Annotated in this window: 10 protein-coding genes; 4 read left to right on the forward strand and 6 right to left on the reverse strand. The window is 67.9% G+C overall.

Going from position 1 to position 14,928, the window contains the following annotated elements; translation table 11 throughout:
- Window positions 1-129 precede the first annotated feature (129 nt).
- Window positions 130-1,368, forward strand: coding sequence for a muramidase family protein (locus IM776_RS10115; protein ID WP_228479708.1), 1,239 nt, complete (start codon window positions 130-132; stop codon window positions 1,366-1,368).
- Between the two features lie 64 nt (window positions 1,369-1,432).
- Window positions 1,433-3,373 carry a Stk1 family PASTA domain-containing Ser/Thr kinase gene (gene pknB, locus IM776_RS10120; RefSeq protein WP_194419939.1) on the forward strand — a complete coding sequence of 647 codons (1,941 nt, stop codon included), beginning with the start codon at window positions 1,433-1,435 and terminating at the stop codon, window positions 3,371-3,373.
- Window positions 3,374-3,415: 42 nt separating this feature from the next.
- Here pknB and IM776_RS10125 read toward each other — a convergent pair whose 3' ends face one another.
- The 3 genes from IM776_RS10125 to IM776_RS10135 all read right to left on the reverse strand — a co-directional run bounded on the left by IM776_RS10125 (window position 3,416) and on the right by IM776_RS10135 (window position 6,385).
- Window positions 3,416-4,051: a hypothetical protein gene (locus IM776_RS10125; RefSeq protein ID WP_194419940.1), complete on the reverse strand. Its 636-nt coding sequence runs from the start codon at window positions 4,049-4,051 to the stop codon at window positions 3,416-3,418.
- Window positions 4,052-4,319: 268 nt separating this feature from the next.
- Entirely contained in the window at window positions 4,320-5,660 is a 1,341-nt protein-coding gene (locus IM776_RS10130; protein WP_194419941.1) for a class II 3-deoxy-7-phosphoheptulonate synthase, read from the reverse strand.
- Window positions 5,661-5,698: 38 nt separating this feature from the next.
- On the reverse strand, window positions 5,699-6,385 hold the full coding sequence (locus IM776_RS10135; protein WP_194419942.1) for a lysophospholipid acyltransferase family protein: 687 nt from the start codon (window positions 6,383-6,385) through the stop codon (window positions 5,699-5,701).
- Between the two features lie 181 nt (window positions 6,386-6,566).
- Between IM776_RS10135 and IM776_RS10140 the strand changes: the two genes are divergently transcribed.
- Entirely contained in the window at window positions 6,567-8,393 is a 1,827-nt protein-coding gene (locus IM776_RS10140; protein WP_194419943.1) for an AMP-dependent synthetase/ligase, read from the forward strand.
- A 140-nt stretch (window positions 8,394-8,533) separates the two neighbouring features.
- Here the strand turns inward: IM776_RS10140 and def are convergent, their stop codons facing one another.
- From def to IM776_RS10155, 3 genes are read right to left on the reverse strand one after another with little or no spacing between them, the layout of a single operon-like run.
- Window positions 8,534-9,025, reverse strand: a complete 492-nt coding sequence (def, locus tag IM776_RS10145) for a peptide deformylase (protein ID WP_194419944.1) — start codon at window positions 9,023-9,025, stop codon at window positions 8,534-8,536.
- Window positions 9,025-10,479 carry a MinD/ParA family ATP-binding protein gene (locus IM776_RS10150; RefSeq protein ID WP_194419945.1) on the reverse strand — a complete coding sequence of 485 codons (1,455 nt, stop codon included), beginning with the start codon at window positions 10,477-10,479 and terminating at the stop codon, window positions 9,025-9,027. The genes def and IM776_RS10150 overlap by 1 nt, the downstream gene beginning before the upstream one ends.
- 42 nt (window positions 10,480-10,521) lie before the next feature.
- On the reverse strand, window positions 10,522-13,929 hold the full coding sequence (locus IM776_RS10155) for a pyruvate carboxylase (RefSeq protein WP_194419946.1): 3,408 nt from the start codon (window positions 13,927-13,929) through the stop codon (window positions 10,522-10,524).
- 93 nt (window positions 13,930-14,022) lie between these two features.
- Here IM776_RS10155 and IM776_RS10160 point away from each other — a divergent pair, with 93 nt between their 5' ends.
- Window positions 14,023-14,835, forward strand: a complete 813-nt coding sequence (locus IM776_RS10160; protein ID WP_194422596.1) for a ParA family protein — start codon at window positions 14,023-14,025, stop codon at window positions 14,833-14,835.
- Window positions 14,836-14,928 lie beyond the last annotated feature (93 nt).

The following is a 14,928-nucleotide window of genomic DNA, read 5'->3' on the forward strand; positions in this document are numbered from 1 at the left end:
CCCGCCGAAGGACGCACATCGCCGCGCTGTGCACACCAGTCACATCCGTCACTTCTGTTGACTTCTCTTTACATCCGTGTCAGCGTTTCAGGAGTCTGAACAGGGGGGGAAGCCTTGAGACTCACTGCTTTGTCGAACCGTACCCGTTACGCCCAGCTCGGCGTTCCCGCAGCGGCGCTGGGGGTGCTGGCGAGTGCATTCGCCGCCGCGCCGGCGACCGCAGCCGCCCCGGCCTCCGCCGTGCCGGTCGACATCGGATCGCTCCAACGGCTGCCCGGTCTTCCACAGCCAGTGGTGGCCCCCGCGAAACCGGTCGCTGTGACACGATCCCCGGTCAAGCAGGCCCAGTCCGCGCCCGCCTCGTACACCGTCCAACCGGGTGACACCATCGCCGGGATCGCGCACCGGTTCGGCCTCGCGACTGTCGATGTCCTCGCCTGGAACGACCTCGGATGGCGTTCGGTGATCTACCCCGGGCAGACGATTCGGCTGTCCGCCGCTCCTGCTGCTGCTGCGGCGGCCGCGCCCGCACCGACCGCCACTGCGCGGACCCACGTCGTCGCCGCCGGTGACACCATCTTCGGCATCGCCCAGAAGAACGGCACCTCGGTCGATGCGATCCTCGCCGCGAACGAGCTGAGCTCCGGAGCAGTCATCTACCCCGGTCAGGAGATCGCCGTATCCGGCACGGCCGCCCCCACCGCAGCATCCGCACCCGCAGCGACTCCGCCAGCGGCCCCCGCTCCGGCGTCTGCGGCCGCATCGCACACGGTCGCCGCGGGCGACACGCTGTGGGCCATAGCCCAGAAGCACGGGATCACTGTCGCCGAGCTGTACGCCGCGAACGGTCTGGAGCCGTCGTCGATCATCTATCCGGGTCAGCGTCTCAAGATCGCCGCTGCAGCGGCGCCGGCATCCGCGCCGTCTCCTGCGTCGAAGGCCAGCACACCGCACAGCACGACGCTGAACTCACCGCAGGCCGAGAACGCCGCACTCATCATCAAGATCGGGCGTGAACTCGGCGTCTCCGACCGCGGCATCGCGATCGCCCTGGCGACCTCGATGGTCGAGTCGTGGCTGCGCAACCTCGACTGGGGCGACCGGGATTCCCTCGGACTGTTCCAGCAGCGCCCGAGCACCGGCTGGGGCACCGCCGAGCAGATCATGGACAGGGCGCACAGCATCCGCTCGTTCTTCCACGGCCAGTCGAACCCCGACGGCACGATCACTCACGGCCTGCTCGACGTGCCCGGCTGGGAGAGCATGCCCTTCGGCGACGCGGCGCAGGCAGTGCAGATCTCCGCGTACCCGGAGCGGTACGGTCCGTGGGAGGACGCCGCCTACGAGTGGCTCGCTCTCTACGGGTGAGTTACCCGACCGAAAGGGTGAGGCGCTCCGCGGGCTTGCAGTCACTTCTCCATAGAATCTGTACGTGACGACCAATCAGCAGGCCGACCCCCTCATCGGGCGGCTTGTCGACGGTCGGTACCGGGTTCGCGCCCGGATCGCGCGCGGTGGCATGGCCACCGTCTACGTCGCCACCGACCTCCGGCTGGAGCGGCGTATCGCCCTCAAGGTCATGCACGGCCACCTCAGCGACGACTCGGTCTTCCAGAGCAGGTTCATCCAGGAGGCGCGCGCTGCCGCACGCCTCGCCGATCCGCACGTCGTGAACGTCTTCGATCAGGGCCAGGACGGCGAGCTCGCCTATCTCGTCATGGAGTATCTGCCCGGCATCACGCTGCGCGAACTGCTGCGCGAGCAGAAGCGACTGACGGTCCCGCAGACCATCTCGATCATGGACGCGATCCTCTCCGGCCTCGCCGCAGCTCACAAGGCCGGCATCGTGCACCGTGACGTCAAGCCCGAGAACGTGCTCCTCGCCGAGGACGGCCGCATCAAGATCGGCGACTTCGGCCTCGCGCGCGCGACGACCGCGAACACGGCCACGGGGCAGCAGCTGCTCGGGACGATCGCCTATCTGGCACCGGAGCTCGTCACCCGCGGCACCGCGGATGCCCGCAGCGACATCTACGCCCTCGGCATCATGCTCTACGAGATGCTCGTCGGCGAGCAGCCTTACAAGGGCGAGCAGCCGATGCAGATCGCGTTCCAGCACGCGACGGAATCGGTGCCGCGCCCGAGCGTCCGCAACCCCGGCGTCCCCGAGCAGCTCGACGAGCTGGTGCTGTGGTCGACCGAGAAGGTGCCGGACGAACGACCGAACGACGCGCAGGAGATGCTCGACCGGCTGCGCGAGATCGAGCGCGATCTCGGCATCGCCCCCGCGCCCGCCACGACGGCGACCACACCCATGCGATCGCAGAGCGACTCCGGCGATGTCACGACGGTCATGCCCGCCACCATGGTGCTCGCGCCGGCGACCGGCCCGATCTCCCAACCGGTCGATAACGCGACCGTGCTGCGCCGCCGAGCCTCGAAACGCCGTGCACGGGGAGCGTTCCTGCTCGCGCTCGTGCTGTTGCTGGCGGTGCTGGCCGGCGGCGTCGGATGGTGGTTCGGCTCCGGACCCGGCTCTCTGGTCGCGGTGCCCTCGGTGGCCGGGCTCACGTACGAGCAGGCCGCAGATGCGCTCGAAGATGAGGGCTTCGTCGCCGTGCAGGCGGATGAGAGCTCTGTCGATGTCGAGCCCGGAATCGCGATCCACAGCGACCCATCAGAGGGCGAGCGCCGCGACAAGGGCACGGAGGTCACGGTGTTCGTCTCCACCGGGCCTGCGCCGCGCACCGTGGAAGCGCTCAACGGCAAGACCGCAGACGAGGCGCGCAGTTATCTGGCCGAGCTCGGCATCAAGGTCTCCGACGACGATCTCCTGCTCTATTCGGATGCCGCAGAGGGCGTAGTGATCAACGCCAGCGTCGCGCCGCGCGCCGGGGGCGACGCGGTCGCCTGCGGCGACGGCTGCGAGGTGTTCGAGGATGACACGGCCAACCTGATCGTGTCGTTGGGCGGCCTCCCCGACGTGGTGGGAATGACCGTCTCGGAGGCGTCGAGCGCGCTCGGCGGGAAGCAGATCAAGACCAGCACGGTCGAGGAGTACAACAACGACGTCGAAGAGGGGCGTGTCATCCGCACCGGCGATCGGCAGGAGCCCGGCAACTGGCGCCCCGGCGACACGATGACCCTCGTGGTCTCGCTCGGCCCGCAGCTGTTCGAGGTGCCCGACGTCGAGGGTCTCACGCGCGACGAGGCTGCGCAGAGCCTGCGTGACGCCGGGTTCGAGCCGACGAACGCCCCCCTCTGGAACGCCGCGCCGAATGACATCACAGAAGTGACCGGCACCGACCCTGGCGCGGGTTCGATGCGCCGCGCCGGCACCGAGATCTACATGCAAATCACCGCCGCCTTCTAACCCCGACCCGCGAGACTTCGCGTGTGTCCTCGTGACCGCGGGTCAGCGAGACTTTCGCGAAGTTTCGCGTGCGCGAATGATGCGCGCGATCAGAGCGGGAAGAGTTCGATCCGTGACGTCGTCTGCGCCGATCAGCATTGTGCGGTAGCCCGCGTCTTCGAAGAGCTGCACACGGGTGAGGTCCTCCAGCCACTGGTTTCGATCCGTCCGGTGCTGATCGCCCTGGTACTCGAACAGCAGCCGGAGCTCCGGATATCCGAGGTCCGCGTGTCTGAGCCCCTCAGCGGTGTGCACAGGCACCTGCACTTGGGGCTCGGGGAGTCCGAAGTCGACCATGGCCAACCGCAAGAAGGTCTCCTTCGGCGAGTGCACCGGAGCACGGGCCCGATCGACTGCTTCCCGGAGTGCCTTCACTCCGCGCTTGCCCGTGCGACGAGCGATCGCCGCCAGCAGATCCGCGCGAGTGCACAACGGTACTCGCCGGCCCTCTCGACGTGGTCCTGTCAACAGATAGTCGGCGACCGCGACCAGCCAACGGTGACCGAGGTTGCGCTTGCGCCCGTCGGCATCGACGCCGGTGGCACCGTGCACGGCGAGCTGACACCACACGTCAGCAGGAGCGAGGAGCGGCAGCCCTGCGTACGAACCGTGCGGAAGACCGGGCGTTCCGTCTCCCATCCGGCAACGCCCGGTCGTCGCATCGGCTGCGGATGATCGAGGTCCGGTCCCCTGAGCCGACTGCACGGCACTCCTGCCTCGGCCGCATCCTCGTACGTGAAGGCACCGCCGGAGAGTGTTATCGGCAGGGGACGATGTCGCGGCATCCCCTCACACTGCCGCCACGCGTCGATCCTCGTTCGCGTTATCCACAACCAACCGCGAGACTTCGCGAATGTCCTCGCGAACGCAGTTCAGCGAGACATTCGTGAAGTCTCGCGGAAGAGGGTCAGCGCTTCTCGAGCTCTTCGGCGACGAGGAAGGCGAGCTCGAGGCTCTGCATGTGGTTCAGGCGCGGGTCGCACAGGCTCTCGTAACGCGTGGCGAGACCCTGCTCGTCGATCCGCTCCGAGCCGCCGAGGCACTCGGTGACGTCGTCTCCGGTGAGTTCGACATGGATGCCACCAGGGAACGTGCCCACGGCACGATGCGCCTCGAAGAAGCCGCGCACCTCATCCACGACGTCGTCGAAGCGACGGGTCTTGTACCCCGTCGGCGTCGTGATGCCGTTGCCGTGCATGGGGTCGGTGACCCACAGCGGCTGCGCACCGGATTCGCGCACGGCCTCGAGCAGCGGGGGCAGCGCGTCGCGGATCTTCCCCGCTCCCATGCGGGTGATGAACGTGAGACGGCCCGGCTCGCGGTTCGGGTCGAGCTTGTCGATGAGCGCCAGCGCCGTCTCGCGAGTCGTGGTCGGGCCGAGCTTGACGCCGATGGGGTTGCGGATCTTCGAGAAGTAATCGACATGCGCGCCGTCGAGGTCGCGCGTGCGCTCCCCGATCCAGAGGAAGTGCGCCGACGTGTTGTAGGGCGTATTCGTGCGAGAGTCGATCCGGGTCATCGGGCTCTCGTAGTCCATGAGAAGGCCCTCGTGGCCCGTGAAGAACTCCACGCGCTTGAGCTCGTCGAAGTCGGCACCGGCCGCCTCCATGAACTTGATCGCGCGGTCGATCTCGGCCGCCATGCGCTCGTAGCGCTGGTTGGCCGGGTTCTGGGCGAAGCCCTTGTTCCAGGAGTGCACCTCGCGCAGGTCCGCGAAACCACCCTGCGTGAACGCGCGGATCAGATTCAGCGTGGATGCCGCGGTGTGGTAGCCCTGCAGCAGCCGTCCGGGATCGGCCTGCCTCGAGCCCTCGGTGAAGTCGTAGCCGTTGACGATGTCGCCCCGGTAGGCGGGAAGAGTCACCTCACCGCGCGTCTCTGAGTCGCTGGAGCGGGGCTTGGCGAACTGCCCGGCCATCCGGCCCATCTTGACGATCGGCATCGACGCACCGTACGTGAGCACGACGGCCATCTGCAGCACGGTCTTGATGCGGTTGCGGATCTGTTCAGCGGTCGCGCCGGCGAAGGTCTCCGCGCAGTCGCCGCCCTGCAGCAGGAACGCCCCGCCGGATGCCGCCCGCGCCAGGCGATCACGAAGGTTGTCGACCTCACCGGCGAACACCAGCGGCGGAAGAGCCGCGATCTGCCGCGAGATATCCGACACGCGATCGGCATCCGGCCACATGGGCTGCTGCTTGATGGGGAGGTCGCGCCAGGTGTCGAGATCGGCATCGTGCTGCTGAGGCATCTCCCCAGCTTACTGGCGCGGCACGTGCTCTCGCGCCGTCAGGAGTGGCGCCGCGTCCGCTCTTTCACCGACGATGCGTAGACGTCGTCGTACTGCTGCTCCCCCAGCCGCTGCAGCGCGACCATGATCTCGTCGGTCACGGAGCGCAGGATGTAGCGGTCATTCTCCATGCCCGCGTAGCGCGAGAAGTCGAGCGGCTCGCCGATCACGATGCCGACGCGCACGACGCGCGGGATGCTGCGTCCGATCGGCATCGCCGTGTCGGTGTCGACCATGATCACCGGGATGACGGGAACCTTGGCCTCCAGTGCCATCCGGGCGATGCCGGTGCGCCCGCGATACAGCTTGCCGTCGGGGCTCCGGGTCCCCTCCGGGTAGATGCCCAGTACATCGCCACGGCCGAGCACCTGCAGTCCGGTGTTCAGCGACGCCTCGGATGCTTTGCCTCCCGACCTGTCGATCGGGATCTGCCCGGTGGCCTTCATGAAGTTCTTCGTCGCCCAGCCCTTGATGCCACGACCGGTGAAGTAATCGCTCTTGGCGAGGAAGCTCATCGAGCGGTCGATCAGCAGTGGAAGGAAGATCGAGTCGGAGACGGAGAGGTGGTTGCTGGCGAGGATCGCCGCGCCGTTGCGCGGCACGTTGGAGCGCCCCACGATCCACGGCCGGAAGACCGCCTTCACGATGGGACCGACCACCACGTACTTCATCAGCCAGTAGAACATCGTCACGCAGTCTATCGCCGGGTATCCGGGCCGGCCATCGCGTCCCGAGCCGAGCGCCCGAAGGCCCCTGCGACTCAGTCTCAGTTGATACGCCACTGAATGCCAATTTTGATCGAGTTCGCGCGAGGTTGTGCCCTAGACTCAGGGAAAGCCGTGCCCGACCGGTACCGAAGGAGTTGCCGTGGTTCAATTCGAAGTCCCTGCGATCGTTCCCGCCGATCCCGAGGCGAACATCACCGATCTTCTGGTGAAGCGCGTCGAGGCAACGCCGGATCGCCCCCTCTTCTCCGTGCCGGACGGCGCGGGATGGCGCGACATCTCCGCCGCTGATTTCCAGACCGCGGTCATCGCGCTCGCCAAGGGCTTCGTGGCGGCCGGCATCCAGCCCGGCGAGAAGGTGGGGTTCCTGGCCCGAACCACCTACGAATGGTCGCTCGTCGACTTCGCGCTGTTCTACGCCGGCGCGGTCATGGTGCCGATCTACGAGACCAGCTCCCCCGCGCAGATCCAGTGGATCATGGAGGACTCCGGCGCCATCGCGCTGATCGTCGAGTCCGCAGACCACTTCTCCAAGCTCGATGAGGTGCGCGGCGACCTGCCGCTCATCCGCGAGGTGTGGCAGCTGCACCTGGGCGCGATCGACACGCTCACGGCGGCGGGAATCGACGTCGATGACGCCGAGATCGAGCGCCGGCGCAACATCGCAGTCGGCTCCGACATCGCGACCCTCATCTACACCTCGGGGTCGACCGGACGCCCCAAGGGCTGCGTGCTCACGCACAGCAACTTCGTCGAGCTGACCCGCAACTCGGCCAAGTCGCTCGACAAGGTCGTGCAGACGCCGGGCGCATCGACGGTGCTGTTCATCACCACGGCGCACGTCTTCGCGCGGTTCATCTCGATCCTCAACGTCCACGCCGGTGTGCGCACCGGGCACCAGCCCGACACCAAGCAGCTGCTGCCGGCGCTCGGATCATTCAAGCCGACCTTCCTCCTCGCCGTTCCGCGCGTGTTCGAGAAGGTCTACAACTCCGCCGAGCAGAAGGCCGAGGCCGGCGGCAAGGGCAAGATCTTCCGTGCCGCGGCCGCCGCCGCCATCGAGCACTCGCGACTGCTGGAGGAGGGCAAGAAGATCCCCTTCGGACTGAAGATCAAATTCGCTCTCTTCGACAAGCTCGTCTACAACAAGCTGCGCGAGGCCATGGGCGGCAACATCCAGTACGCCGTCTCGGGTTCCGCGCCGCTCGGCGCACGCCTCGGCCACTTCTTCCACAGCCTCGGCGTCGTGATCCTCGAGGGTTACGGCCTCACCGAGACGACCGCCCCGGCGACGGTGAACCTGGCGGACAAGTCGAAGATCGGCACCGTCGGTCCCGCGCTCCCGGGTGTCGGCGTGCGTCTCGCCGACGACGGCGAGATCGAGGTCAAGGGAGTCAACGTCTTCAAGGAGTACTGGAACAACCCCGAGGCGACCGCAGAGTCGTTCCATGACGGCTGGTTCCGCACGGGCGACATCGGCAGCTTCGACTCGGAGGGCTTCCTCACCGTCACCGGCCGCAAGAAGGAGATCATCGTCACGGCCGGCGGCAAGAACGTCGCGCCTGCCGCGCTCGAAGACCCGATCCGCGCGAACCCGATCGTCGGCCAGGTCGTCGTCGTCGGCGACCAGAAGCCGTTCATCTCCGCGCTGATCACGCTCGATCCCGAGATGCTGCCCACGTGGCTCGGCAACAACGGCCTGCCGGCGGACATGTCCCTCGCAGATGCGAGTTCGAACGCCGCCGTGCGCGACGAGGTGCAGCGCGCAGTCGACATCGCCAACAAGAGCGTCTCGCGCGCTGAGTCGATCCGCAAGTTCACGATCCTCGACAGCGAGTGGACCGAGGCGAGCGGTCACCTGACGCCGAAGATGTCCATCAAGCGCAACGTGATCGTGTCGGACTTCGCGGGTGAGATCTCCGCGATCTACGACGAGCCGGTGCAGACCACGAACGTACCGATCGGCTGACACGACTCGTACAGAAATGCCCCTGCGATCGCAGGGGCATTTCTCATGTGGGAGGAGGTTTCGACTCGTCGCTTCGCTCCTCGCTCAACCTTGACAGGCTGACGCATCAACGCCGCTTTGCGGCGTTGATGCGTCATCTGTCAAAACCAGTCGCTCTCGCGCACCTGGCGCATGGCGATCTTGCGGTCGGCGGGGGTGAGACGCGAGAGGTACAGCATCCCGTCGAGGTGATCCGTCTCGTGCTGGAGGGCCTGTGCGAGCAGCCCCTCCCCTTCGAGCACGACCGGTTTCCCATCCAGGTCGACCCCCTCGACTCGCGCCCACGGGTGACGCAGCGCGTCGTGCCAGAGCCCGGGCACCGACAGACACCCCTCGCCGGTGGGAACGGGCTCGCCGCGCACCTCGACCAGCACGGGATTGATGACGTACCCGATGTCGCCGTCGATGTTGTAGCTGAACGCCCGCACGGCGACGCCGATCTGCGGAGCGGCGACGCCGGCGCGCCCCGGCAGCTTCACGCTGTCGACGAGGTCGGCGACGAGTGCGCGCACCCCGTCGTCGATCTGCTCGACGGGAGCGCATACGGTACGCAGCACCGGGTCGCCGAAGACCCTGATCTCGCGAGCAGTCATCAGGCCGCGCTCACCCGCAGACCCTCGACGAGGACTGCTGCCAGTTCGCGGGCAGCCTGACGGGTCTCGGGCTGCAGGCCGCCGAACACGATCGCCCCGCCACCGGCGATCTGCGGGTCGTAGGGCATGCGCACGACGTGCCGTGCACGCGTGCGGAAGTGCGCCTCGAGCTCGTTGAGCCGCACGAGCGGGCTGCCCGGCGTCGACTGGTTGAGCACGATGATGGCGGCGCGCGCCTGCGCCTCGTAGCCGTTGGTCTCCAGCCAGGTCAGCGTCTCGGACGCGAGGCGCGCCTCGTCGACGCTCAGACCCGACACGATGACGATCTGGTCGGCGAGGTCGAGCGTCGCCGACATGACGGAGTGCACGATGCCGGTGCCGGTGTCGGTGAGCACGAGCGAGTAGTAGTGCGCCGCGACATCGGCGACGTTGCGGTAGTCCTCGTCGCTGAAAGCCTCGGCGATGCGCGGATCCGCGTCGGATGCCAACACGTCCAGGCGCGTCGAGTCCCTCGCCACGATCGCGGAGATGTCATGGTAGCCCTTGACCTCGTCATGGATGCGCACGAGGTCGCGCACCGACTTGCCGTGCGTGCGCACGATGCGATCGGCGAGCGTGCCGCGATCGGGGTTGGCGTCGACGGCGATGACGCGGTCGTCGCGGGCGTCGGCCAGCGCCATGCCGAGCAGTGCCGTGATCGTCGTCTTGCCGACGCCGCCCTTGCGGGACAGCACGGGGACGAACCGCGCCCCACCGGTCAGCGGACTCGCAATGCGGGTGCTGAGCGCCTTGCGCGCGCGTGCGCGCTTGCCGTCGCCGATGTTGATGCGGCGGCCGGACACAGTGTAGAGCAGGTGACTCCAGGCTCCCTCGGGCTCAGGTTTGCTGACCTGGCTCGGGTCGAGCAGCCGATCGGCTGTGAGCAGATCGGCCGTCTCTCGGGAGGACTGACCGAGCTGGTCGCCGAGCCGCTTCGAGGCCAGCGTCACCTCGGCCGGATGCTCCTTGGGCGTCGTGACGGGCGCGGCGGCTTCCTTCGGCGCCGGGGCGCTCGCCGCGGCGCTCGATACGGAGGCGCCCGACTTGGGCGCGCTCGATTTGGGCGCGCTCGACTTCGACGCGCTCGGCGCGGCTGCCGTCACGATGGCGATCGACTCGACGACGACCTCTGCCGTCTCGGCGTTCTCATCGCCGGATGCCGAGTTCTCGGCCTCCACGTCGGTGTCGTCTTCGTGCGCGGATTCGATCACGCCTTCGACGATCTCGCCCGAGAACTCGCCGTCCAGCACGGAGTCCTCGCCGAGATCATCGTCGTCATCGCTGCCTCCGGGCAGCGTCACGGTGACCTGCGCCGTCTGTCCGAGCACTCCGAGCGCGGTCGTGTCCACCGACGCGGCGTCGTCGAGCACGCCGAGGTCGTCGTTCTCCGCGTCGGGATTCTTCTTCGATGTCACTGTGTCACTCCAAGCCTGTGCGAGCGTGTCGCTCGCCCAAGATTACTTGTCCGGAGTGACCACGACCAAAAGGTCCCCGGCATCCACCTGCTGAGTCTCACCGATCGCGAGGCGTTCGACGACCCCGTCGACGGGAGCGGTGATGGCCGCTTCCATCTTCATCGCCTCAATCGACGCGACCGGTTCGCCTGCGCGGACCCTCGTACCGACCTCGACCTTGAGCGTGACGACACCCGAGAACGGAGCGGCGACCTGACCGGGTTTGGACGTGTCGGCCTTCTCAGCATCGTGGGCGTCGACGGCGATCGCGCGGTCGCGGACGAACACGGGCCGCAGCTGACCGTTCAGCGTGGTCATGACCGTGCGCATGCCACGCTCGTCGGCCTCGCCGATCGCCTCGAGGCCGATGTACAGCTGAACCCCTCGGTCGATCTCGATGAGGTGCTCCTGGCCCTGGACGAGCCCGAACAGGTAGTCGCCGGTGTCGAGCACGGACAGATCCCCGTACTGCTCCCGCTGCTGCTCGAACTCGCGCGTCGGCGCGGGGAACAGCAGGGTGTTCAGGCGTGCGCGCCGCTCGTCGCTCGTGCCGGCGAGTGCCTTCTCATCGTCTGCGGTGATGGCGGTGAGCCCTGTTCGCACCTGACGCCCCGCGAGCACCTTGCTGCGGAACGGCTCGGGCCAGCCGCCCGGCAGATCGCCGAGTTCGCCGGCCATGAAGCCGACGACCGAGTCGGGGACGTCGTACTTCTCGGGATTCGCCTCGAAGTCCGCTGGATCGGCCTTCACAGCAGCGAGGTGCAGCGCGAGGTCGCCGACGACCTTCGACGAGGGCGTCACCTTCGGCACACGGCCGAGGATGCGGTCGGCAGCGGCGTACATGTCCTCGATCAGCTCGAAGTCGTCGGCGAGACCGAGCGCCTTGGCCTGCTGGCGCAGATTCGACAGCTGACCGCCCGGGATCTCGTGGTGGTAGACGCGCCCGGTCGGCCCCGGCAGCCCGGATTCGAACGGCGCGTACTGGTTGCGCACCGCCTCCCAGTACGGCTCGAGGTCGGAGACACCGCTCAGGTCGATCCCGCTGTCGCGCTCGGTGTGCGCGAGCGCTGCGACGAGCGAGGACAGCGAGGGCTGGCTGGTGGTGCCGGAGAGAGGAGCGGATGCCGCGTCCACGGCATCCACGCCGGCCGCAGCGGCGGCGAGCAGGGTGGCGAGCTGACCGCCCGGGGTGTCGTGCGTGTGCAGATGCACCGGCAGGTCGAAGCGCTCTCGCAGAGCTCTGACGAGCTTCGCGGCGGCGCCGGGGCGAAGCAGCCCCGCCATGTCCTTGATCGCGATGATGTGAGCACCGGCGTCGACGATCTGCTCCGCGAGTCGGAGGTAGTAGTCAAGCGTGTACAGATCCTCGGCCGGATTCAGCAGATCACCGGTGTAGCACAGGGCCACCTCGGCGACGGAGGCGCCAGTGGCGCGTACCGCGTCGATCGCAGGACGCATCTGCTCGACGTCGTTGAGCGCGTCGAAGATGCGGAAGATGTCGACCCCACCGGACGCCGCCTCGGCGACGAACGCCTCGGTCACCGCGGTCGGATACGGCGTGTAGCCGACGGTGTTGCGCCCGCGCAGCAGCATCTGGATGTTGATGTTCGGCAGCGCCCCGCGCAGCTTGTCGAGCCGCTCCCACGGGTCTTCTCCCAGGAAGCGGAGGGCGACGTCGTAGGTGGCCCCGCCCCACGCCTCGACCGAGAGCAGTCCCGGCGTGAGGCGAGCGAGATAGGGGGCTGCGGCGACCAGATCTTTGGTGCGCACGCGGGTCGCCAGCAGCGACTGGTGCGCGTCGCGGAACGTGGTGTCGGTGATCGCCAGCGGTGCCTGCGCGCGCAGGCTGCGGGCGAACCCCTCGGGGCCGAGCTCCTGCAACCGCTGACGCGAACCGGGCTCCGGCTCGACGTTCAGGTCGATGTCGGGCAGCTTGGCAGCGGGATCGATGGTTCCGGGGTGCGGTCCGTTGGGCTTGTTGACGGTGACGTCGACGAGCCAGTTCAGCAGCTTCGTGCCGCGGTCCTTCGACACGCGGCCCTGCAGCAGGTCGGGTCGCTCATCGATGAACGATGTACTGATGTCGCCCGAGACGAACGCCTCGTCGGCCAGCAACGCCTGCAGGAACGGGATGTTGGTGGAGACGCCGCGGATGCGGAACTCGGCCAGCGCACGGCGTGCGCGCCCCACAGCAGCCTCGAAGTCCCTGCCTCGGCAGGTGAGCTTGGAGAGCATCGAGTCGAAGTGCGGGCTGATCTGCGCACCCTGGTGCACGGTGCCGCCGTCGAGCCGGATGCCGGCACCGCCGGGCGAGCGGTAGGTGGTGATCTTGCCGGTGTCGGGACGGAATCCCTGTGTCGGGTCCTCCGTGGTGATGCGGCACTGCAGCGCGGCGCCGCGCAGGCGGATGTCCTGCTGCTGCAGGCCGAGGTCGATCAGGCTCTCGCCTGCGGCGATACGCATCTGGGCCTGCACGAGGTCGACGTCGGTGACCTCCTCCGTCACCGTGTGCTCGACCTGGATGCGCGGGTTCATCTCGATGAAGACGACTTCGCCAGTGCGCTCTCCCGCCGTCTCGAGCAGGAACTCGACGGTGCCGGCGTTCTCATAGCCGATGGATCGTGCGAACGCGATGGCGTAGCCGTGCAGGGCGGTGCGGATGCCGTCATCGAGGTTCGGCGCCGGGGCGATCTCGACGACCTTCTGGTGGCGGCGCTGCACCGAGCAGTCGCGCTCGAACAGGTGAACGGTCTCGCCGGTCTTGTCGGCGAGAACCTGCACCTCGATGTGACGAGGCCGGACGACGGCCTGCTCGAGGAACATGCGCGGGTCGCCGAATGCGCTCTCGGCCTCGCGCATCGCCTCGGCGAGGGCGGGGGCCAGCTCGCCCTTGGTCTCGACCCGGCGCATGCCGCGGCCGCCACCGCCGGCGACCGCTTTGGCGAACAGCGGGAACCCGATGTCATCGGCCTGCGCGACCAGCGCGTCGACGTCGTCGGATGCCTCGGTCGAGCGCAGCACGGGAACACCTGCCTCGATCGCGTGCCGCTTCGCCTCGACTTTGTTGCCCGCCATCTCGAGCACGCGTGAGGGCGGGCCGATGAAGACGATGCCGTTCGCGGCCGCCTTTTCGGCGAGCTCGGGGTTCTCGGAGAGGAATCCGTATCCCGGGTAGATCGCGTCGGCACCGGATTCGCGTGCGACGCGGACGATCTCGTCGACGTCGAGGTAGGCGCGAACAGGATGGCCCCGCTCGCCGATCTCGTACGCCTCGTCAGCCTTCAGCCGGTGTTGCGAGCCGCGGTCCTCGTAGGGGAACACGGCGACCGTGCGCGCCCCCACCTCGAACGCAGCCCGGAATGCGCGGATCGCGATCTCGCCGCGATTGGCCACAAGGATCTTCTGGAACATGCACACCTCTGATAGCTCGATGCGCGGCACTGTCGACGCACACGGGGCGGGGCTGAGTGTTTTCCAAGCCTAGGGGAAGGTAACGTGGTCATCGTGCACGTACTCAGCGTCAGCTCCCTAAAAGGCGGTGTCGGCAAGACGACCGTGACTCTCGGCCTGGCCTCCGCGGCCTTCGCCCGGGGCGTCCGTACCCTCGTCGTCGACCTCGATCCCCAGTCCGATGTCTCGACGGGGATGGACATCCAGGTCGCTGGTCGTCTGAACGTCGCCGACGTGCTGGCGAACCCGAAGGAGAAGGTCGTCCGCCAGGCGATCACGTCCAGCGGCTGGGCGAAGGTTCACCCGGGAACCATCGACGTGCTCATCGGCAGCCCGTCCGCCATCAACTTCGACGGCCCGCATCCGAGCGTCCGCGACGTCTGGAAGCTCGAGGAGGCGCTGGCCGCCGTCGAGAGCGATTACGACCTCGTTCTCATCGACTGTGCGCCGTCCCTGAACGCGCTGACCCGCACGGCCTGGGCTGCGAGCGACCGCGTCATGGTCGTCACCGAGCCGGGTCTGTTCTCGGTCGCCGCGGCCGACCGCGCGCTGCGCGCCATCGAGGAGATCCGCCGCGGCCTCTCCCCCCGCCTCCAACCGCTCGGCATCGTCGTCAACCGCGTGCGCCCGCAGTCGATCGAGCACCAGTTCCGCATCAAGGAGCTGCGTGACATGTTCGGCCCGCTGGTGCTGTCTCCCCAGCTTCCTGAGCGCACCTCGCTGCAGCAGGCACAGGGCGCCGCGAAGCCGCTTCACATCTGGCCGGGTGACTCCGCACAGGAGCTCGCAGCGGACTTCGATCTGCTGCTGGATCGCATCGTGCGCACCGGCCGCGTGCCCGTCCCGGAGACCGGCGCTCAGGCCTAGGGCTCTTGCGGGTGGGCGAGACGTTTCGACTCGTCGCTGCGCTCCCTCGCTCAACGCGTTTCGTCTCGCTGCGCTCGCTCAACGACCCGCCCG

Origin of the sequence: Microbacterium abyssi (assembly GCF_015277895.1) — a bacterium.
Lineage (GTDB): Bacteria > Actinomycetota > Actinomycetes > Actinomycetales > Microbacteriaceae > Microbacterium > Microbacterium abyssi.

What these genes read in the sequence shown, in the direction of transcription:
- IM776_RS10125 (WP_194419940.1), bottom strand. Translation starts at nt 4,051, where the DNA reads ATGGGAGACGGAACGCCCGGTCTTCCGCACGGTTCGTACGCAGGGCTG.
- IM776_RS10130 (WP_194419941.1), bottom strand. Translation starts at nt 5,660, where the DNA reads ATGCCTCAGCAGCACGATGCCGATCTCGACACCTGGCGCGACCTCCCC.
- IM776_RS10135 (WP_194419942.1), bottom strand. Translation starts at nt 6,385, where the DNA reads ATGTTCTACTGGCTGATGAAGTACGTGGTGGTCGGTCCCATCGTGAAG.
- def (WP_194419944.1), bottom strand. Translation starts at nt 9,025, where the DNA reads ATGACTGCTCGCGAGATCAGGGTCTTCGGCGACCCGGTGCTGCGTACC.
- IM776_RS10155 (WP_194419946.1), bottom strand. Translation starts at nt 13,929, where the DNA reads ATGTTCCAGAAGATCCTTGTGGCCAATCGCGGCGAGATCGCGATCCGC.